20 protein-coding genes, 1 pseudogene and 1 CRISPR repeat array are annotated in these 17,920 nt (G+C 70.6%); of the genes and pseudogenes, 6 read left to right on the forward strand and 15 right to left on the reverse strand.

All coding sequences use genetic code 11. The features are described 5' to 3' along the window. Positions 1-47 precede the first annotated feature (47 nt). Positions 48-748, reverse strand: a pseudogene (locus ACIP89_RS11485) (site-specific integrase); the annotation flags it as partial. On the opposite strand from ACIP89_RS11485, the gene ACIP89_RS11490 reads away from it, so the two are divergent. Next, positions 681-821: a hypothetical protein gene (locus tag ACIP89_RS11490; RefSeq protein ID WP_401929857.1), complete on the forward strand. Its 141-nt coding sequence runs from the start codon at positions 681-683 to the stop codon at positions 819-821. The pseudogene ACIP89_RS11485 and the gene ACIP89_RS11490 sit on opposite strands and share 68 nt — an antisense overlap. A 64-nt stretch (positions 822-885) precedes the next feature. On the opposite strand, the gene ACIP89_RS11495 is transcribed toward ACIP89_RS11490, so the two are convergent. Both ACIP89_RS11495 and ACIP89_RS11500 read right to left on the reverse strand, forming a co-directional pair. Further along, positions 886-1,707 carry an SDR family NAD(P)-dependent oxidoreductase gene (locus tag ACIP89_RS11495; RefSeq protein WP_402114414.1) on the reverse strand — a complete coding sequence of 274 codons (822 nt, stop codon included), beginning with the start codon at positions 1,705-1,707 and terminating at the stop codon, positions 886-888. Positions 1,708-1,724: 17 nt separating this feature from the next. Beyond that, positions 1,725-2,135: a PPOX class F420-dependent oxidoreductase gene (locus ACIP89_RS11500; RefSeq protein ID WP_402114417.1), complete on the reverse strand. Its 411-nt coding sequence runs from the start codon at positions 2,133-2,135 to the stop codon at positions 1,725-1,727. 156 nt (positions 2,136-2,291) lie between these two features. Here ACIP89_RS11500 and ACIP89_RS11505 point away from each other — a divergent pair, with 156 nt between their 5' ends. Both ACIP89_RS11505 and ACIP89_RS11510 read left to right on the forward strand, forming a co-directional pair. Continuing rightward, positions 2,292-2,831 carry a TetR/AcrR family transcriptional regulator gene (locus ACIP89_RS11505; RefSeq protein WP_402114419.1) on the forward strand — a complete coding sequence of 180 codons (540 nt, stop codon included), beginning with the start codon at positions 2,292-2,294 and terminating at the stop codon, positions 2,829-2,831. Between the two features lie 147 nt (positions 2,832-2,978). Then, positions 2,979-3,161, forward strand: coding sequence for a hypothetical protein (locus tag ACIP89_RS11510; RefSeq protein ID WP_401929802.1), 183 nt, complete (start codon positions 2,979-2,981; stop codon positions 3,159-3,161). 28 nt (positions 3,162-3,189) lie between these two features. On the opposite strand, the gene ACIP89_RS11515 is transcribed toward ACIP89_RS11510, so the two are convergent. The 4 genes from ACIP89_RS11515 to ACIP89_RS11530 all read right to left on the reverse strand — a co-directional run bounded on the left by ACIP89_RS11515 (position 3,190) and on the right by ACIP89_RS11530 (position 6,775). Then, positions 3,190-3,543 carry a hypothetical protein gene (locus tag ACIP89_RS11515; RefSeq protein ID WP_401929800.1) on the reverse strand — a complete coding sequence of 118 codons (354 nt, stop codon included), beginning with the start codon at positions 3,541-3,543 and terminating at the stop codon, positions 3,190-3,192. Continuing rightward, positions 3,540-4,532, reverse strand: coding sequence for a sigma-70 family RNA polymerase sigma factor (locus ACIP89_RS11520; RefSeq protein ID WP_401929798.1), 993 nt, complete (start codon positions 4,530-4,532; stop codon positions 3,540-3,542). Before ACIP89_RS11520 ends, ACIP89_RS11515 begins: the two co-directional genes overlap by 4 nt. A 100-nt stretch (positions 4,533-4,632) precedes the next feature. Continuing rightward, positions 4,633-5,349, reverse strand: coding sequence for a L,D-transpeptidase family protein (locus ACIP89_RS11525; RefSeq protein ID WP_401929796.1), 717 nt, complete (start codon positions 5,347-5,349; stop codon positions 4,633-4,635). Positions 5,350-5,467: 118 nt separating this feature from the next. Next, the gene (locus ACIP89_RS11530; protein WP_402114422.1) at positions 5,468-6,775 is read right to left on the reverse strand and encodes an MFS transporter; all 1,308 of its coding nucleotides are present in this window, start codon (positions 6,773-6,775) and stop codon (positions 5,468-5,470) included. Positions 6,776-6,838: 63 nt separating this feature from the next. Here ACIP89_RS11530 and ACIP89_RS11535 point away from each other — a divergent pair, with 63 nt between their 5' ends. Beyond that, positions 6,839-7,792, forward strand: a complete 954-nt coding sequence (locus ACIP89_RS11535; RefSeq protein ID WP_401929792.1) for a LysR family transcriptional regulator — start codon at positions 6,839-6,841, stop codon at positions 7,790-7,792. Positions 7,793-7,972: 180 nt separating this feature from the next. Further along, positions 7,973-8,796: a CRISPR direct-repeat array (repeat unit 29 nt; unit sequence GGGACCATCCCCGCACGCGCGGGGAGCAG). Between the two features lie 328 nt (positions 8,797-9,124). On the opposite strand, the gene ACIP89_RS11540 is transcribed toward ACIP89_RS11535, so the two are convergent. The 3 genes from ACIP89_RS11540 to ACIP89_RS11550 all read right to left on the reverse strand — a co-directional run bounded on the left by ACIP89_RS11540 (position 9,125) and on the right by ACIP89_RS11550 (position 12,263). After that, entirely contained in the window at positions 9,125-10,774 is a 1,650-nt protein-coding gene (locus tag ACIP89_RS11540) for a hypothetical protein (protein WP_402114425.1), read from the reverse strand. Positions 10,775-11,002: 228 nt separating this feature from the next. After that, a complete protein-coding gene (locus ACIP89_RS11545; RefSeq protein ID WP_402114428.1) occupies positions 11,003-11,470 on the reverse strand; it encodes an NUDIX hydrolase in 468 nt (155 codons plus the stop codon). Between the two features lie 31 nt (positions 11,471-11,501). Continuing rightward, entirely contained in the window at positions 11,502-12,263 is a 762-nt protein-coding gene (locus tag ACIP89_RS11550) for an alpha/beta hydrolase (protein WP_401929786.1), read from the reverse strand. A 113-nt stretch (positions 12,264-12,376) separates the two neighbouring features. On the opposite strand from ACIP89_RS11550, the gene ACIP89_RS11555 reads away from it, so the two are divergent. Both ACIP89_RS11555 and ACIP89_RS11560 read left to right on the forward strand, forming a co-directional pair. Further along, positions 12,377-13,531, forward strand: a complete 1,155-nt coding sequence (locus ACIP89_RS11555; protein WP_401929784.1) for an adenosine deaminase — start codon at positions 12,377-12,379, stop codon at positions 13,529-13,531. A gap of 134 nt (positions 13,532-13,665) precedes the next feature. Continuing rightward, positions 13,666-13,980, forward strand: a complete 315-nt coding sequence (locus ACIP89_RS11560) for a hypothetical protein (RefSeq protein ID WP_401929780.1) — start codon at positions 13,666-13,668, stop codon at positions 13,978-13,980. Between the two features lie 69 nt (positions 13,981-14,049). Here ACIP89_RS11560 and ACIP89_RS11565 read toward each other — a convergent pair whose 3' ends face one another. The 5 genes from ACIP89_RS11565 to afsQ1 all read right to left on the reverse strand — a co-directional run bounded on the left by ACIP89_RS11565 (position 14,050) and on the right by afsQ1 (position 17,860). Continuing rightward, positions 14,050-14,256 (reverse strand): PspC domain-containing protein, encoded by a 207-nt coding sequence (locus ACIP89_RS11565; RefSeq protein ID WP_073732498.1) that lies wholly within the window; start codon positions 14,254-14,256, stop codon positions 14,050-14,052. Between the two features lie 121 nt (positions 14,257-14,377). Further along, positions 14,378-14,926 (reverse strand): VanZ family protein, encoded by a 549-nt coding sequence (locus tag ACIP89_RS11570; protein ID WP_401929777.1) that lies wholly within the window; start codon positions 14,924-14,926, stop codon positions 14,378-14,380. Between the two features lie 107 nt (positions 14,927-15,033). Then, on the reverse strand, positions 15,034-15,648 hold the full coding sequence (locus tag ACIP89_RS11575) for a hypothetical protein (protein ID WP_402114431.1): 615 nt from the start codon (positions 15,646-15,648) through the stop codon (positions 15,034-15,036). Continuing rightward, positions 15,648-17,186: an ATP-binding protein gene (locus tag ACIP89_RS11580; RefSeq protein WP_401931787.1), complete on the reverse strand. Its 1,539-nt coding sequence runs from the start codon at positions 17,184-17,186 to the stop codon at positions 15,648-15,650. The genes ACIP89_RS11575 and ACIP89_RS11580 overlap by 1 nt, the downstream gene beginning before the upstream one ends. Continuing rightward, positions 17,183-17,860: a two-component system response regulator AfsQ1 gene (gene afsQ1, locus ACIP89_RS11585; protein WP_026171255.1), complete on the reverse strand. Its 678-nt coding sequence runs from the start codon at positions 17,858-17,860 to the stop codon at positions 17,183-17,185. Before afsQ1 ends, ACIP89_RS11580 begins: the two co-directional genes overlap by 4 nt. Positions 17,861-17,920 lie beyond the last annotated feature (60 nt).

Genomic DNA, 17,920 nt, shown 5'->3' on the forward strand with positions numbered 1-17,920 from the left:
CCCGGCGGGGCTTCTGCGTGGGATGACGGCAGTAGTTGACGGCAACGTCAGTGGACGAGGGCGGCTACTGCTGGCGGGTCGTCGCCGTCGCCGCTGGCTGTCGCGGTGGTCTCTGGGCTGCTGAGCGCGGTGCCGAGGGCGTCGATGGCGTCTCACTGGAGGCGGAGTCGGACGTGGGCGTAGACGGTAGCGGTAACGCCGATGTGGGAGTGGCCAAGGAGTTCCTTGATGACGACGAGTTCGACGCCCTGTTCCAGGAGGAGGGTGGCGGTGGAGTGCCGGAGGTCGTGGAAGCGGATGTGGCGAAGGCCGGCCTTGCGGAGAAGCACGGTGAAGGTGCGGGTGAGGTTGGTTGGGTCGATCGGTGTGCCCTGCGCAGTGGTGAACACGTGCTCGTCGCGCTGCCGCATAGTGCCCGCGGCCTCACGCTCGCGCTTCTGCTGCTCGTGGTGGAGCTTCAGTGAATGGAGGCAACGGGTGGGAAGGGCGATGCGGCGCTCGGAGGCGCGCGTTTTGTGGGCAGCGTGGTGAGTCCGCCGGTGCTGCTGCGCTGAAATGTGCGGCGGATGGCGGCGGTGCCCGTGTCGAGGTCGAGGTCTTCCCAGCGCAGGCCGAGAAGTTCGCCCTTGCGGAGTCCGGTGTGGAGGGCGAGTTCGAACAGTGGCTGCAACCGGTGGCCGTTGGCGGCCCGGCTGTCGCTGGTCGCCCGCAGGTCGGGCGGCAGGCGGCTGCGGCTGCGCGGGACGCCTCCCGAACTGCGGCTGCTGATGGATCTGGTGGGGCTGGCAGACGTGCTGGCGCTGGCGGAGGAATCGACGTGAGCGGAGTATCTCCCTTTCGGGGGAGGGGAATGAGCATCCGAGGGACTGGCCAGGGCCACTCCAGCTAGTCAGCGAGCAGCCTCTCGGTGTGCTCGTGCAGCCGCCGCGCATCCTTGGCCGCGAACCCAGGACCGTGCGGGCTGAGAGGCTCGCCCCGCACGAAGGCGCTGAGCAAGGCTGCGGGCGGGTCATCCAGCACCCGGTGGATCGGAACCACGGCCTCCTCGACCGGCTGGGCGGACCGGCGCATGGCGTCGATCCGCGCCTTGACGTCCGGGGAGTACTGCCCGGAGAAACTGGTGCTGACCGTCCCCGGGTTGAGCAGTACATACCGCACGTTCGTCCCCGGCCGGCCCGCCGCGAAGGCGACGCCGAGCAGGTCGTTGAGCCGCCCGCCTTGTGCGAGCGCCTTCGCTCCGTCGTACTCCAGCGCCAACTCCAGGTCTTCCCAGCGGATCTCGCCCTCGCCGCCGGGGCCGGCCACGTTGAGAATGACGGGAGTGTCAGCGGCTTCGAGCAGGTCGGCCAGCTCGTAGCCCAGTACGAACCGGCTCAGATAGAAGTGCGCGAAAGTGTTCTCGAAACCCTCGGCCGTGACCAGACGGGTGGTCCGGAAGTGCCGGGCGCACAGCACGAGTGCGTCGAGCTTCGCGAAGGAGGACCGGATTCTGCCGGCCACTGCCCTGGTCTCGGCCAGCAGGCTCAGGTCGGCGCGCATGAAGTGCGCTCGCCCGGCCGCATCACGCTGTCGCGCGGCGTCGAGCCATGCTTCGCCCTTCTCCGCACTGCGCCCGACGACCACCACTTCCTGCCCCCTCTCCAGGTATGTGAGTGCGAGCGCCTTGCCGATACCGTCCGTGCCACCTGTGATGACGTAGGTCTTCATCCCCGCTCTCCTGCGGCTCACAGGAACCGCGCCGCGAGCTTTTCGGGGGTGACGTGGACGGTGATCAGTTCCGGGAGCGCGGCATGCTGTTCCGGGTGCTGTCCGGCGTATGTCCTGCCGGTGTACTTGACGGCCAGTTCGTCCATCCGCTCCCGGCTGCCCGCGCTCTCGAACCGCGCGGTGCCGCTGACCACCGCGTACCCGTACGGTTCGTCCGGCGGATTGATCGTTACGCTCAGCCGCGGATCACGCCGCAGATTCCGAACCTTGAGCTTGTCGACACCGGTCACGAAGAACACGTCGTCGCCGTCCCGCCCCACCCAGACCACTGACTGATGCGGGCTGCCGTCGGGCTGGAGGGTCGCCACCGTGGCGAAGACTCCGGAGTCGAGGGTCTCCCGCAGTTTCTCGGACATGTGGACCGGCACGCATGACTCCCGGGGTGAGGAATGAGGACCGATGCGACGGCAGATCCGTCGGACGGGTTAACTGCCACAACTATGTGACTCTTAGACGGAAATCCGCAAGAGTGATGTGGCATCTATTCGCTCATCGGCCCCGCGCCTGCGTATGCTCCGGTCACGATGAGAGCTGACGCGGCACGCAACCTGGACGCGGTCCTGCAGACCGGAGCACGCCTGCTGGCGCAGGATCCCGCCATGAGCATCGCGGCGATCGCCGCGGCCGCGGGCGTTGACCGGCGTACCGTCTACCGGCGCTTCAGCTCCCGCGAGGCACTGATGGCCGCTGTGCACACGGCCAAGCTCGACGCCTGCGAGCAGGTCCTTGCCGACGCCCGACTGGCAGAGGCGCCTGTGGCGGTGGCTCTGCACCGATACGCGGAGGGCATCATCACCGTCAGCAGGCGGTGGCCGGTGAACCTGCAGCAAGTGGAGGAAGAGGCGGCGGCTGCCCGTCTCCGGCGGGTGATCGAGCAGCTCGACATCTTCATGGCCCGCGCGGTGCGCGAGGGATTCATCCGCCCAGGGCTCCCGGACCGCTGGGCCCGCTCCCTGCTCGTGCAGCTCACCAACCTCGCCTCGCACGAGATGCCGGAGCTGACTCCCGCCGAGGGGGCCGACGTGGTGGCCCGGTCCTTGTTCACCGGACTCGGCCCATCCTGACGCGACCGCGCCACCCGCGTGCTCCCGTCGCGCGTGCCCGCCGGCGACTGCGGGATCGTCCTCAAGATCCGTCGCCCAGGCCGGCATCGGTGCCGCGATCTGGCTCCACGCCACCGATGCCCAGGCCATCCACAACGTCTCGTCGTCATGACCACCAACCCGCACCGCCCGGCTCGCGAGGGCCTTCTCGAACGGTGGTCGGCTGACGTGCGGGTGCGGGCCGGACGGCCGGAGCGGATGCACCTTCCCGGCGACTTCCCGTTCGACTACTCGCCCGCCCCGCCCGCCTCACTGGCTCCGTCGGCGCCGACTACCGCCTGGACCGCGTGATCACGGAGATCTGACGGCCGCCGTCCGGCTACTCGTCCGTCTCGCGCCAGCCGTCCCTGACGATCACCGTCGAGCACTGGACCACGGACAGCCGGGCCTCGGCGCTCACCGTCTTCGTGGGGACGCCCGGAGACGGCGACGGAGAGGACGGCGCGGCTGGACCGGCGTCCGACCCGGACCGGGCCCGGTCGCAGGGATCGCCGTCCCCGAACTCCGGCTGCGGCCCCGGCTCCGCGTCGGAGACCGGGGGCGCGACGCGGCCGGGGCCGGACGTGGCGGCCGGCTCACCGAGCCACTGGCTGAGCCCCCAGCCGGCCCCCACGACCACGGCCCACGCCGCGACCAGGCCGTACGTCGCAGCCCGGCCGAGCCGTCGGCTCACGCCGCATCGGCATCGAGGTGATCGGGCAGTCCGAACAGCGGGAACCAGCGCGGCGTGTCCAGGAAGCAGTGCATCGCGGTGATCGCGCCGTCCGAGATGTCGATGACCTGCAGTGCCCACGGCACGAGCCCCGGCCCGTCCGGGTTCGGCTTGTAGTGCGCGAAGGCGGGAGTGCCGTTCGCGGAGATGGCCACCAGCCGGGAGTCGGCGCAGGACGCCCCCATGGAGGTCATGAAACCGGTGATGTCGTCGTGCCCCTGGAGCCAGAGGTCGAACGGCGGCATCGTCATGATGGCGTCCTCATGGAGGAGCGCCGTCAGCGCCTTCATGTCGTAGCCCTCGAACGCCGCCACGTACCGCTCCAGGAGCTTGCTCTGCTCCTCGTCCAGCGGATCGGCGGCGTCGGCCGCGGTGCCCTGGTGCTCGTTGAGCGTCGCCCGCGCCCGCTGGAGGGCGCTGTTGACCGACGCGACCGAGGTGTCGAGCAGCTCGGCGACCTCGCTCGCCTTCCACGCGAGCACCTCGCGCAGGATGAGCACGGCCCGCTGTTTGGGCGGCAGATGCTGCAACGCCGCGACGAACGCGAGCCGCACGGACTCGCGCGCCACCGCCGCCTCCGCCGGGTCCGCGACGGACGGCAGGATCCGCCCGTCCGGCATCGGCTCCAGCCAGGTGTTCTCCGGCAGTGGATTGAGCGCCGCCTGCGCGAGCGGCGTCGGGCCGGAGAGATCCACCGGCCTGGCCCGCTTGTTGCCCGCGTTCAGCATGTCGAGACAGACGTTCGTCGCGATCCGGTACAACCAGGACCGCAGCGAGGAGCGCCCCTCGAACTTGTCGAAGTTGCGCCAGGCGCGCACCAGGGTGTCCTGGACCGCGTCCTCCGCCTCGAAGGCCGAACCGAGCATCCGGTAGCAGTACCCGGTCAGCTCGGTACGGTGTCCTTCGAGGCGGCTGTCGACATCGCCCGCCGTCGCCGTCAGATCACCCATTGCGTCGCTCCACCCCTGTCGCGCCGTGACACCGCTCACTCCAGCACTTCGGAAGCTACCCCAGGGCACTGACAGTGGGGGCGTGAAGAGCGGAAAGCGGTCACGTACCGAGCTTGCGCCCGTACACGAAGACGTCGTCGCCGTTCTTGAGCAGCTTCCAGTATGACTTCGCGTCGGCGGTGCGCATGTTGACGCAGCCGTGCGACCCCGGCGGGTTCCACATCTTCACGCCCACCGCGTGGAACGCCTCCCCGCCGTCGAAGAACTGGGAGTACGGCATCGCGCTGTGGTAGATCGACGACACGTGGTTGATGTGGCGCCAGTAGATCTTCTTCGCCCCGGTACGGGTCTCGTACCCGTCCCGCCCGGTCCGCACCGGTACGGGGCCGAACTTCAGCTTGCTCCCGTCCTGGATCCAGCTGATCTGCCGGGTCAGGTCCACGCAGGCGATGCGGCCCTTGTTGGTGGGGCACTTCTTCGCCTTGTTCGGGTTCTTCCCGGCCGCCTTCTGGGCGGTCAGCGTCTGCATGGTCCGCCAGGTGACCGGCCCGGCGTACCCGATGGTGGGCGTGACCCCGTAGGTGCTCTGGAACGACCGGATCGCCTTGCAGTCGGCGGCGGACTGCTTGCCGTCCACGGTCCGGTGCAGATACTTCTCCACCTGCTTCTGGTACGGCCCCTTGGACGCCGTGCAGGATGCCGCCTGCGCGGTTGTGCCGGTGCCGAGGACGAATGCCGGTATCGCGGTCAGGCCCGCGACGGACAGTGCGAGTACGCGTCGTGGCCGCACACCCCGTATGCCCTGAATGCTCTTCATGTTCCCTTTGAGTCCCATATGTGCCAACTCCCCTTCGCACGCAGTGCGGTGCTTCCGCCTGCTAGACGTGCGTCGGGGAGTGGTTGGTTGTGCGCCGAATGTCTCGGTTCTGTACGGCTCAGTTCTGGACGGACAGCACCGCGGCGGACCGGCGCTGTTCGACGCGGGCCGCCCGCGTCCCGTACAGCGTGATCGAGACGACGCCGAGCACCGCGAGCAGTCCCAGCGTGACCGTGCCCGCCCAGCCGCCGGCGTGGAAGGCGACCGCGCCGAGCGTGCCGCCCGCGCTGGAGCCGAGGTAGTACGCCGACTGGTAGAGCGCCGACGCCTGGGCCCGGCCCCTGGTCGCCGTACGGCTGACGGACGAGGAGGCGACCGCGTGCCCGGCGAAGAAGCCCGCCGTGATCAGGACCAGCCCGCCCAGCACCGCCGCCAGCTGGTCGGTCAGCGAGAGCAGCAGCCCGGCGGCGGTGGTGGAGACGGCGAGGTAGAGCGCACCCCGGCGCCCCATCCGGGCCACCAGCTTCCCGGCCGCGGCGGACGAGACCGTACCGACCAGATAGACGAGGAAGATCGAGCCGACGACACCCTGCGGGAGGTTGAACGGCGCCTCCACCAGCCGGTAGCCGATCACCGTGTAGACCGCGCCGAACACCGTCATGAACAGCGCGCCGATCGCGTACAGCCGGCGCAGCAGCGGATCGGCGAGGTGCCCGCCGACGGTCCTGGCGAGGGCCTTCGGGTTCAGCGAACCGGGGGTGAAGTGCCGGGCCCGGGGGATCATGAAGTGGAAGACGACGGCGCAGGCGACGGCCAGCAGACCGACGGAGCCGAGCGCGGCCCGCCAGCCCCACAGCTGGGCGACCCAGCCGGTGAGGATGCGGCCGCTCATCCCGCCGATGCTGTTGCCGGCCACGAACAGTCCGATCGCGGCGACCAGCGCCTTGGGCCGGACCTCCTCCGCGAGGTACGCCATCGCGGACGCGGGCAGTCCGGCGAGTGCGGCGCCCTGCACGGCCCGCAGCGCGATCAGCCAGCCGAGCGACGGCGCGAACGGCACGAACAGTCCGACCACGACCGCCACCGTCAGCGAGGCGGTCATCATCTGCCGCCGCCCGAACCGCTCGGACAGCGCGCTGAGCGGCAGCACGAACAGCGCCAGCGCACCCGTCGCCGCCGAGACCGTCCAGCTCGCCTGCCCGGCCGTGGCGCCGAAGGACGCGGAGACGGCGGGCAGCAGCGCCTGGGTGGAGTAGAGGAGTGCGAAGGTCGCGACACCGGCGGCGAAGAGCGCGAAGCTCATCCGGCGGTAGCCGGGCCCACCGGGTTCGAGCCGGTCCGCGGTGGCGGTCACGGGGCTTACGGGGGACGACTGGGTCGAGGCGGCCACGATGATGGTGGACGCCCCGGTACTGGCGGGAGGCATGCAGAGAACGTAGGCCGCCCGCCGTTCATGCGTCCAATGCACAAACACCTGATAATCAATCCCATGGCGCATCAGTACAGCTCACAGCCTCGGCTGTCACCAAGCAGTTACGAAGAAGACATCCGCGCGGTCCTCGCGCCGCGCCTCGCCTACTTCGAGGCGGTGGCCCGTCACGAGCATGTGACGCGGGCCGCACAGGAGCTGGGCGTCCCGCAGTCCACGCTCTCCCGGGCCATGGTCCGTCTGGAACAGGACCTGGGGGTCTCGCTGTTCGCCCGCAAGGGCCGCACGGTCTCCCTCACCCCGGCCGGCCGCACCTTCCTCGGCTCGGCGGAGCGGGCCCTCGCGGAGGTGGAGAAGGCCGCCGACTCGGTACGGGCGGACGCCGACCCCACCGCGGGCAAGGTCGCCTTCGGCTTCCTGCACACGATGGGCTCGGAGACCGTCCCCGCCCTGATCCGCGCCTTCCGCGCGGACCACCCGAGGGTGCGCTTCCAACTCGTCCAGAACTACGGCGAGGCCATGATCGAACGCCTCCGCGCGGGCGGCCTCGACCTCTGTCTCACCTCCCCCGTCCCGGACGCCCCGGACCTGGTGGCCCGACGCCTGGACGAACAACGCCTGCGCCTGGTCGTTCCCGACGACCACCGCCTCGCCACCCGCCGCCGCATCCGCCTGGCGGAGGCGGCCGACGAAACGTTCGTCACCCTGGAACCCGGCTACGGCCTGCGCCGCATCACGGACGACCTCTGCGCCGAGGCGGGCTTCGTCCCCCGCGTCGCCTTCGAGGGCGAGGAGGCGGAGACCCTGCGCGGCCTGGTGGCGGCCGGCCTGGGCGTGGCCCTCCTGCCCCCTCCTGCGGTGGCCCGCCCGGGGGTCGTGGAGCTGACGGTGACGGCACCGCGGGCCGCTCGGGAGATCGGCGTGGCCTGGCTGGACGGCCACCCGGACACCCCGCCGGTCGCGGCGTTCAAGAAGTTCCTGCTGTCGCGAAGGGGGCACCTGCTGCCGGAGTGAGGGGCGCGGCGAGAGCCAGGAGCCGGTGACCACAGCCGGGGGCGCGCGGCAGACGCGGACGCGGTGCGGCGACGGGGCGGTGTGCACAACCGGCCGGAGCGCGGGTGCTTCGGCTGTACGGGGTCGTTCTGACGGGTGCGGGGTGCGGAGAGTCCGACTGGACGATTCTGGCCAGCAGTTGGGGCCGCCCCCGTTATTGCGGGGAGCCGTGGCACAGGGGCCCGGGGAGTCCGGCTCATCCGGGACCATCCCCGCACGCGCGGGGAGCAGCGCGCAGACGTGGTACCTCGAAACCACGATGATGGGACCATCCCCGCACGCGCGGGGAGCAGACGAACGGGGCGGCGTCGAGCGGCTCGTACCAGGGACCATCCCCGCACGCGCGGGGAGCAGCCGGGGCAGTTCCATCCCGCCCGCACGTAGGGGGGACCATCCCCGCACGCGCGGGGAGCAGCCCAAGCACGGCTATCCCGGGTCGGACAACCAGGGACCATCCCCGCACGCGCGGGGAGCAGAGCATCGAGACCGTCGGCCACCAGGTCACTCCGGGACCATCCCCGCACGCGCGGGGAGCAGGGGATGGGACGGGCCAGCATCATGTCCCGTGCGGGACCATCCCCGCACGGGACGGGAGCAGTGGCCTCGGGAACTACCGAACCCATCCGGTGAGGGACTATCCCCGCACGCGCGGGGAGCAGAAAACGGCGCCGGTGCCAGATGTACCCCCAGCGGGACCATCCCCGCACGCGCGGGGAGCAGAAGGGCAAGGCGGCTGGCGAGCTCACGAAGACGGGACCATCCCCGCACGCGCGGGGAGCAGAACCTCACCGTCTGCAACGGCGTAACGAGCGGGGGACCATCCCCGCACGCGCGGGGAGCAGAGCGCGTGCCGATCACCCGGGCAGAGGCGCAGGGGACCATCCCCGCACGCGCGGGGAGCAGCTGCAACAGGGCATTGCGTTCAAGTTCGCCGAGGGACCATCCCCGCACGCGCGGGGAGCAGACTGCGCGACCTGCGGGTTTGCGGCGTCTCGTAGCAGTTTTCCACCAGCTTCAGAGAATCCGGCAAAACGTCCATCAGGCCTCCAATCGGATTGCGGCCGTGGTGCCGCAAGCACAAGAACCTAGCCTCGGCCCGCCGCCCGCGAGGTGCATACGCGCGAACGTACCCCGTATTCCCGCAAGCTTCGCCACGTCATCGTTCCCCGTCGGCAGCTCCGGCAGCTCGACAGGTAGCTGCCGCGAACGTAAGGAAGCGACCAGCCACCCTGAACGGGCCGTTCCGGCAGGCGGGCCGGCTGAGGAGCGACCGGGCGGTGGCCGCAGGCTGCGCTATCGCTTGAACGTCACCTCCTTCGAGTCCTCGTCGCGGTCGTACGTGCCCGCGAAGCCCCAGTTCTTCCAGCCGCCGTCACCGTTGTTGATGATCGTGCCGTTCTTGATCGAGAAGATGTCGACGCCGTCCACCACCGCGAGGTGTTCGAGGCCCGAGACGCCGGAGAAGGAGAGGTCGTTGAAGTTCTTCACCGCGATGATGTTCGTGTCGGGGAAGGCGCGGCTGTACTCGTCGATCAGTGACTGGTTCAGCTCGGCGTCGTCGCCCGGCGCCTTGCCGTCGTAGTCGGTGCCGGGGTACGTCCCGTCGGTGTACTTCGGGGCACCGTCGTTGAAGTCGACCGACTCCGATCCGGTGGAGATCGAGTCGGCGTCCAGGTCGGCGGGTTCGGGCTGTTCGAAGGCGGCCTCGGAGCCGTCGCGGGTGAAGTCGCCGTAGAACGCCCAGTTGGTGTACCCGCCGTCGCCGTCGTTGCTGAACGTGCCCTTGTCGAAGACGTAGACGTCGAACACCGCGCGGCCCGAGGCGATGTCGTCGCCGGTCTCCTCGTCGTGGTACTCGTTGGAGTTCAGCCGGTACCTGCTCTCGTTGATGAACGAGTCCGGCTTGTCGACCCAGTGCGACGACTGCTCCGAGTGCATGGCGACCACGTTGTAATCCGGATAGCAGCGCCGCATGTCGTTCACGAGCATCCGGACCGCCTGGGCCGAACCCTCGTTGTCCAGCGGGGAGTACGTGTCGTAGTAGCGGCTCCGGTCGGGCGGCTCCCGGCCCTCGATCTGGCAGCCCTCGTCACCGGGTTTCCAGTCCTTCTTCCGCTTGGGGCGGGGCGGTTCGCCGAAGGTGACCGTGCGCTTGTCCTCGCTGACGTCGAACACGCCCTTGAACGCGCGGTTCTTCCATCCGAGGTCGGCGTCGTCCGCCCAGGTGAACGTGCCGGTCTTGAAGGCGTACACGCGGTACGTCGTGCCGCTGATCTCGACGGTCTGGATCATCGCCGCGCCGTCCATCTGCTGCAGGTTTCCCTCGTGCGGCTGCGCGATGACGATGTTGTAGTCGGGCAGGCAGTAGGAGAGGTCGTCGAGCGCCTGCTTGACCCGTTTCTCCTTGTTCTTCTCGTTGTTGATCTTGTCGATGATGAAGTTGACGAGGTACGAGTACCCCCAGGCGGCGGCCGTGCTGACGGGGCCGTTGCCGGGGACGGAGACCGAGGAGTTCGACGAGCGTTCCCTCGGCTCGAAGCACAGGCTGGGGAGCGCGTTCCCCTTGTTCTCATCGGGCTTTTCGGAGGGCTTGTCGGAGGGCTTGGCGCCGGGTTCGTCGTCGGGCCCGCCGTCCGTGGCACCGTCCGTGGCGCCGGAAGAATCCGCGGCACCGGCCGGATCGGGGGATGCGGAGGGGGTGCCGCCGGAGTCCGTCCCGCCGCCGCTGACAGCGTTGTCATCGCCGCATTCGCCGCTGCCGCCCGTCGTCGCCGCGATGCGGCAGATCTGCTCGTGCGCGGAGCCGGTGACGTCGCCGCCGATGCTGACGGCCATGATCGAGCCGACCACCGCGACGACGATGCCCAGTACGGCCAGGTACTCGATCGCGCTCTGCCCCGTGCTCGTGCGTACGCCTCGGCGTATCCGATCGCTGCGTTCCACGCGTCACCTCGTCGTCCCTCGCCCGGGTCGCCGGGGGGCGGGACACCCGCCGGGACTCGAACCGTAACGACGGCACGGGGGCCCACGGACAGTGCCCGAAGGCCCACCCCCGGGCCCAAATCGCGGGACCCACACCGCACGGGGGCCCACCCCGTGGGGCAGGGCCCACGGGGTGGCTCAGTACCGGACCACGCTCAGTATCGGACCACGCTCAGTGCCGGACCACGCTCAGTGCCGGACCAGGCCGCCGACCGGGACGGGGTCCACGTGGCCGGTCGCGGGACCGGTGCGGGCGAGGGCGAGGCCGACGTCGACGAGCGAGGACCGGCGCAGGGCGGCGACGTCGGCGAACGGTGTCCAGACGGACTCGGCGATCTCGCCGTTCGGCTCGGGCCGCAGCCGGCCGCCGGTGATGCGGACCCGGTAGAAGACGCCGACGTTCTGGTGCTTGATCCCGTGCCGTGCCTCGGCCGCGGAGATCACCCGTGAGTCCACCCCCAGCAGGCTCTCGACCACCGCCGTGCAGCCGGTCTCCTCCGCGACCTCCCGGATCACCGCGTCGAACGGGTCCTCCCCGTGCTCGACGCCGCCGCCCGGAAGGGTCCAGTTGCTCTCGCCGTCCGCGGAGACGTGACGGGCGATCAGCACCCGCCCGTCCTCGACACACACGGCGTACGCCGCCAGCCGGAAACTCATGCCGCCCGCCCCTCCCGAACCGCTCGATCCCTCAGTGTCCCAGCGACTTCCCGAACCCCGCCGCCAGCGGCATCCGCAGCCCCAGCGGTGGCGGAGCCGCCAGCGCGTCGGCCACCGGGCGGGCGTAGGCGTGGCCGAAGAGGGCGCCGCGGATGAAGTCCGCCGCCAGGGCGGCCACTTCGCTGTGGTGCTGGCGCAGGGCGTGGCCGTCCGAGTGGACCTCGAAGCGGCAGGTGTCGCGGTTGGACTTCTTGGCGCGTTCCGCGAGGCGGAAGGAGAGCTCGGGGTCGGCGCCGGCGTCGGTGGTGCCGTGCACCAGCAGGACCTGACGCCCGACCAGGTGCTTCACCGGCTCCGGCTCCGCGTCCGGCTCCGCCGGCAGCCAGGGGGCCAGCGCGAGGACCGCGCCCACCGCCGGATGGCCGCCCGCGCGGAGGGCCGCGCGGCCGCCCATGCCGTGGCCGGCCAGGCAGACGGGGACGTCGCCGTAGCGGCGTACCACCTCCTCCACCGCCCATTCGGCGTCCGCCGCGAGCCGCGCCTCCGCCGTGTTCCAGCCCCGGCAGCGGTAGTGGACGACGTGCGCGGTGAGGCCGTCGTCCCGGGCCGCGCGGGCCAGGGCGCGGGCCAGCGGGAGCTGGCGGACGTACGAGACGGGGGAGGGGCGGCGGTACGAGTCGGGCTCGCCGTCCGGGAGCAGCAGGACCACGCCGCTGACTTCGGTAGGTGCTCCGGCCGTTCTGACGGCCCGTCCCAGCCTCGCAGCAGGCAGGGGTAGTGCGCGCTGTGCCATGACGTAACAGTCTCAGAAGGACAGGTGTACGCCACCCGTATTCGCGGTCACCGTTACGTATCGGCAAGCTCCGCACAGCGGTGCTCTACGCGCGTAGGCGCTAGAGTGCGTGAATGATGAGCCCGACCCTCAATGTGCCCGGCCAGGATCAGATCCGGCGTGCGCCCAAGGTCCTTCTCCACGACCACCTCGACGGCGGTCTGCGCCCCGGGACGATCGTCGACCTCGCCGCGGCGACCGGATACGAAGGACTCCCGGAGAGCGAGCCCGACAAGCTCGGCATCTGGTTCCGGGAAGCCGCCGACTCCGGTTCGCTGGAGCGGTACCTGGAGACGTTCGCCCACACCTGCGCCGTCATGCAGACCCGTGACGCGCTCGTCAGGGTCGCCGCCGAGTGCGCGGAGGACCTGGCCGCCGACGGGGTCGTGTACGCCGAGATCCGCTACGCCCCCGAGCAGCACCTGGAAGCCGGGCTGAGCCTCGAAGAGGTCGTCGAGGCGGTCAACGAGGGCTTCCGGGAGGGCGAGGCGCGAGCCCGCCGGGACGGCAACCGGATCAGGGTCGGCGCCCTGCTCACCGCCATGCGGCACGCCGCCCGCTCGCTGGAGATCGCCGAACTCGCCAACCGCTACCGGGAACAGGGCGTCGCCGGCTTCGACATCGCCGGTGCGGAGGCGGGCTTCCCGCCCACCCGGCACCTCGACGCCTTCGAGTTCCTCAAGCGGGAGAACAACCACTTCACCATCCACGCGGGCGAGGCCTTCGGGCTGCCGTCGATCTGGCAGGCCATCCAGTGGTGCGGCGCCGACCGGCTCGGCCACGGCGTCCGCATCATCGACGACATCGAGGTCGCGGAGGACGGCGGCGTGAAGCTGGGCCGCCTCGCCTCCTACGTACGGGACAAGCGCATCCCGCTGGAGCTCTGCCCGACCTCCAACCTGCAGACCGGCGCCGCCGCCTCGTACGCCGAGCACCCGATCGGGCTGCTGCGCAAGCTGCACTTCCGGGCCACGGTCAACACGGACAACAGGCTTATGAGCGGCACCAGCATGAGCCAGGAATTCGAGAAGCTGATCGAGACCTTCGGATACACGCTCGACGACATGCAGTGGTTCACAGTCAATGCGATGAAATCAGCATTCATTCCTTTCGATGAACGTCTGGCGATGATCAATGACGTCATCAAGCCCGGATACGCCGAGCTGAAGTCCGAATGGCTCTTCGAGCAGACCGCCGCGACCAGCGTCTCCACCTCCGTGGCCGGCTGAACGGACGCTCCGCGACAAACGGCCGGGATGTGAATCCCGGCCGTTTTCGCGTGTTTTCGATGTTTGCGGGAAAGGCTCGGAACTGGCTACGTTGCAGAGCCGCTCACATCCCCTTCCCCAAGGATGAAATTCACATGAAGCAGTCTGCTGCCAGGACTCTCGGCGTCGCCGTTCTCGGTGCCGCGTTCGCCGCTGCCGCCGCCGGTACCGCGTCGGCCACCGCGCTGCCGCTCGACACCGCGACCGGCGCCCTGCCCGTCGTCGGCTCTCTGGCCAACGCCACCTCGACGCTGCCGGTCGAGGACACCGCCACGCAGCTCCTGGGCACCGGCCAGGCCAAGGCCGTCAAGGACGTCACCGCCCCCGCCAAGGGCCTCCTCGGCGGCCTCCCCACCGGTGGCCTGAAGACCGGCGGCCTGAACCTCAACGGCGTGCCGCTCGGCCGCTGACCCGCATCGCACACGCCTGTGGGCGGGCACCCCGGCCGGGGTGCCCGCCCACAGGCGTGTGTACGGGGGCTACCAGGCCGCGGCGGACGACGACGAGCGCTCCTGGGGGAGGAGCACCCACAGCGCCAGGTAGAGCAGGAACTGCGGGCCCGGCAGCAGGCATGAGACGAGGAAGATGACGCGCATGGTCCCCGCGGAGGTGCCGAAGCGCCGGGCCAGCGCCGCGCACACTCCACCGATCATGCGTCCGTCACGGGGGCGGGCAAGTGCGGCCATGGTGAGCTCCTTCGCGAACCGTTGCTGGAGGGAGCGGCCTGTCGCGCTCCCCGTGCCGGAAGCGGCCTGTCCGCTCCCGACGTATCCAGGATGGCTCGTACGACGGGGGCGGGGCATCGCTCTACGGGGCGATGCCGACCCCGGAAATCGTCGGGGTCGACCCCTGAGGGACCTCACGGCCGACCGGGGCCACCACCCGGATCCGGAGCCGCGCGCGGCGGCGCAGCCGGGACCGGCACGCGGGGACGAACAGCGCGTGGGCGAGTGCCACACCGACGGTGTTCAGGATCAGCGAGTCGACGTCGACGACCTGGCCGGGCACCCCGGTCTGGCCCAGCTCGATGGCCAGTGAGATCAGCGCCCCGGCCGCGACGGTACGGGCGAGCGAGGCCCACGGCGAGACGAGGAGCCGGCCGCCGGCCATCGGGAGCAGTACGCCCAGCGGCGCCAGGAGCAGCAGGTCCCCGCCGATCCGACGGGTGGCGGTCACCGGGCCCAGAGTCAGGTCCGCCTTGATACCGGCGAACGGCTGGAGGTTGGCGGCGGTCATCCACGGCACGTCCAGCGGGCGGAGAGTCAGCCACCCGACGAGCAGCAGATGCGCGAGGAGGAGTGACACTCCGGCCGCGCGGAAGCGGATGACGGCTTGGCCGTCCGAACCTTGACGCACGTTCCCCAAGACGCGGGCGGCGGCGGGATCGGTTCCGCTCCCGCGGGGGAGACATGGCTCACCGTGCGGCAGGTCAAGGCGGCGCGCTCAGGGCAGCCGGACCGCGCTCAGGGCAGCCGGACCGCGCCCAGCGTCGGTACGGCCTTGGGCCTGGCCTTCGTCTCCGCGGTGCACAGATAGCCGCGCGGCGCGTACGCCCCCGGGCCGCCGAGCAGCACCGTGCCGCCCTGGACGAGCGCTTCGCTCTCCGCGTACGTACAGACGATCTGGGCCAGCGCCTCTGCCGTCAGGTCCTCCGGCTGCTCGCTGAGCCGCAGCGCGTCCTTCGGGTCGCCCGCGCGGGGGTCGCCGACCCGCAGCGACGACGGGACGTCCGTGGCGAAGCCCGCCTGGCGTTCGGGGGCCGGGGGCTCCGCGCGCAGCTCGTCCAGGAGGGCGGTGGCGAGCGTGAGCCGGCCGGCCTTCGCCTCCTGGGCCGTGACCGTGCGGCCGACCGCGACCAGCTGTGAGTTGCAGACCAGGTAGATGTCCGCGGCGACGCTCTGCCCCGGCCGGGCGCCGCCGTCCTGCGCGGGTATCTCGCACGGCACCCGGGACGGCGCGGGCCCGGCGTCCACCGGAACCGAGGTCGTCCTGATCCCGCAGCCCGCGGCCAGTACCGCGCAGAGCACGGCCGCGGCCACCGCCGCGACGGGGCGCCGGCCCCGGCGTTCGCAGGGCATCACGTCGCGTCGTCCTCCTGGTCCGTGGTCTCCGCGTCTTCGTCCTCCGCGGTGCGGTTCAGCGCCTCCGCGTCGCGCGGCAGGCGCAGTACGAACACGGCGCCGTCGCCGTCCGGCGAGTTCGTGGCGGTGATGTCGCCGCCGTGGATGTGCGCGTTCTCCATGGCGATCGACAGGCCGAGACCGCTGCCCTCGGAACGCGGCCGGGAGGCGCTGGCCTTGTAGAAGCGGTCGAAGACGTGGGGCAGTACGTCCTCGGGGATGCCGGGGCCGTGGTCGCGGACCTTGATGACCAGCTCGTCGCCCTCGGTCCGTACCGTGACCCGGACCGGCGAACCGCCGTGCTTCAGGGCGTTGCCGATCAGGTTCGCCAGGATCACGTCGAGCCGGCGCGGGTCGAGGCGGACCATCATGCCGCGCTCGGCGTCCAGATCCACCGCGTCCAGCCAGGCCCGCACGTCTATGCAGGCCGTCACCTGGTCGGCCACGTCCACGGTGTCCAGGACCAGCCGGGCCGTGCCCGCGTCGAAGCGGGTGACCTCCATCAGGTTCTCCACCAGGTCGTTGAGCCGCCGGGTCTCGCTGACCACCAGGTGCACGGCCGGCGCGATCATCGGGTCGAGGCTGTCGGCCTCGTCCTCCAGCACCTCGGCCACCGCGGTGATCGCGGTGAGCGGGGTGCGCAGCTCGTGCGACATGTCGGCGACGAAGCGGCGGCTGGACTCCTCCCGCGCGGTCATGTCCGCGACCTTCTTCTCCAGCGAGCTCGCCGTTCTGTTGAACGTCCGCGAGAGATCCGCCAGTTCATCGGTGCCGGACACCGTGAGCCGGGTGTCGAGCTTGCCCTCGCCCAGCTTGCGGGCGGCGTCACCGAGCCGCTGTACGGGACGCAGCACGGTCGTCGCGGCGGCCTGCGCGAGCAGCGCGGAGCCGACGAGGGCGAGCGCGGTGGCGATCCCCAACGACCAGGCGAGGGAGTTCAGATCCTGCCGCTCCTGGTCGAGCGACTTGAGCATGTACCCGGTCGGGCCACCGCCGATGATCTTCGTACCGCCGACCAGGTACGGGGTGCCGCGGATCGAGGTCCGCTGCCAGAACAGGTGGTACTGGTACTTGTTGCCCGCCTTGACCGGCTGCTTCTTGGCGACCTGCTTCTGCAGCGACTGCGGCACGTTGTCCCGGGTGAAGGTGTCCACGTCGGAGGTGCCGACGATCGGCTTGCCCGGGTCGCGCTCGTCGATCAGCAGCACGCTGTAACCGGGGCTGCTGCTCGCCATCTGCGCGGCGGCCTGCTCCAGATCGTCCTTGGTGGGACGGGGCGGCAGCGAGGCCGCCCGGTTCTGCATCTCCTGGCGGAAGTCCCCGAGCGCCGAGTCCTGGGTACGGGTCAGCACCGCCTCGCGGTTCAGCCAGTACGCGATCCCGGACGCGGACACCGCGGCGGTCAGCGCCACCAGCGCGAACACGACGACGAGCCGGAGCCGCAGGCTGGTCCAGCGGAGCCCGGCGAGCAGGCCCCGCCGCACAGCCGTGCTCACTGCGGCGAGTCCAGCCGGTACCCGACGCCCCGCACGGTACGGATCAGGGTCGGTGAGGACGGCACGTCCTCCACCTTCGCGCGCAGCCGCTGGACGCACGCGTCCACCAGCCGGGAGTCACCGAGGTAGTCGTGCTCCCAGACCAGGCGCAGCAGCTGCTGCCGGGACAGGGCCTGGCCGGGGCGGCGGCTCAGTTCGAGCAGGAGACGCAGCTCGGTCGGCGTGAGCTGAAGATCCTCCCCGTTCTTGGTGACGGTCATCGCTGACCGGTCGATCACCACGTTCCCGAACGTCGCGGAGTCCGTGGACTCGCGCTCGCCCCGGCGCAGCACCGCGCGGATCCGGGCGTCGAGCACCCGGCCCTGCACGGGTTTCACCACATAGTCGTCGGCACCGGACTCCAGACCCACCACGACGTCGATGTCGTCGCTGCGCGCGGTCAGCAGAATGATCGGCAGCTGGTCGGTGCGCCGGATGCGCCGGCACACCTCGAATCCATCGATACCGGGCAGCATCACATCCAGCACGACCAGGTCGGGCCGCTGCTCTCGCAGCAGGTTGAGGCCGTCCTCTCCCGTCGCCGCGGTGGCCACACGGTGGCCCTGGCGTGACAGCGAGAGTTCGAGGGCCGTGCGGATGGCGTCGTCGTCCTCGATCAGCAACAGGAAAGGCACGCTGGTCATTCTGACCCATGGGGGAGCCCTAGTTCGACAGTTGGTCCCCTCTTATGCGCC

Origin of the sequence: Streptomyces sp. NPDC088730, from assembly GCF_044751215.1 — a bacterium.
Taxonomy (GTDB): domain Bacteria; phylum Actinomycetota; class Actinomycetes; order Streptomycetales; family Streptomycetaceae; genus Streptomyces.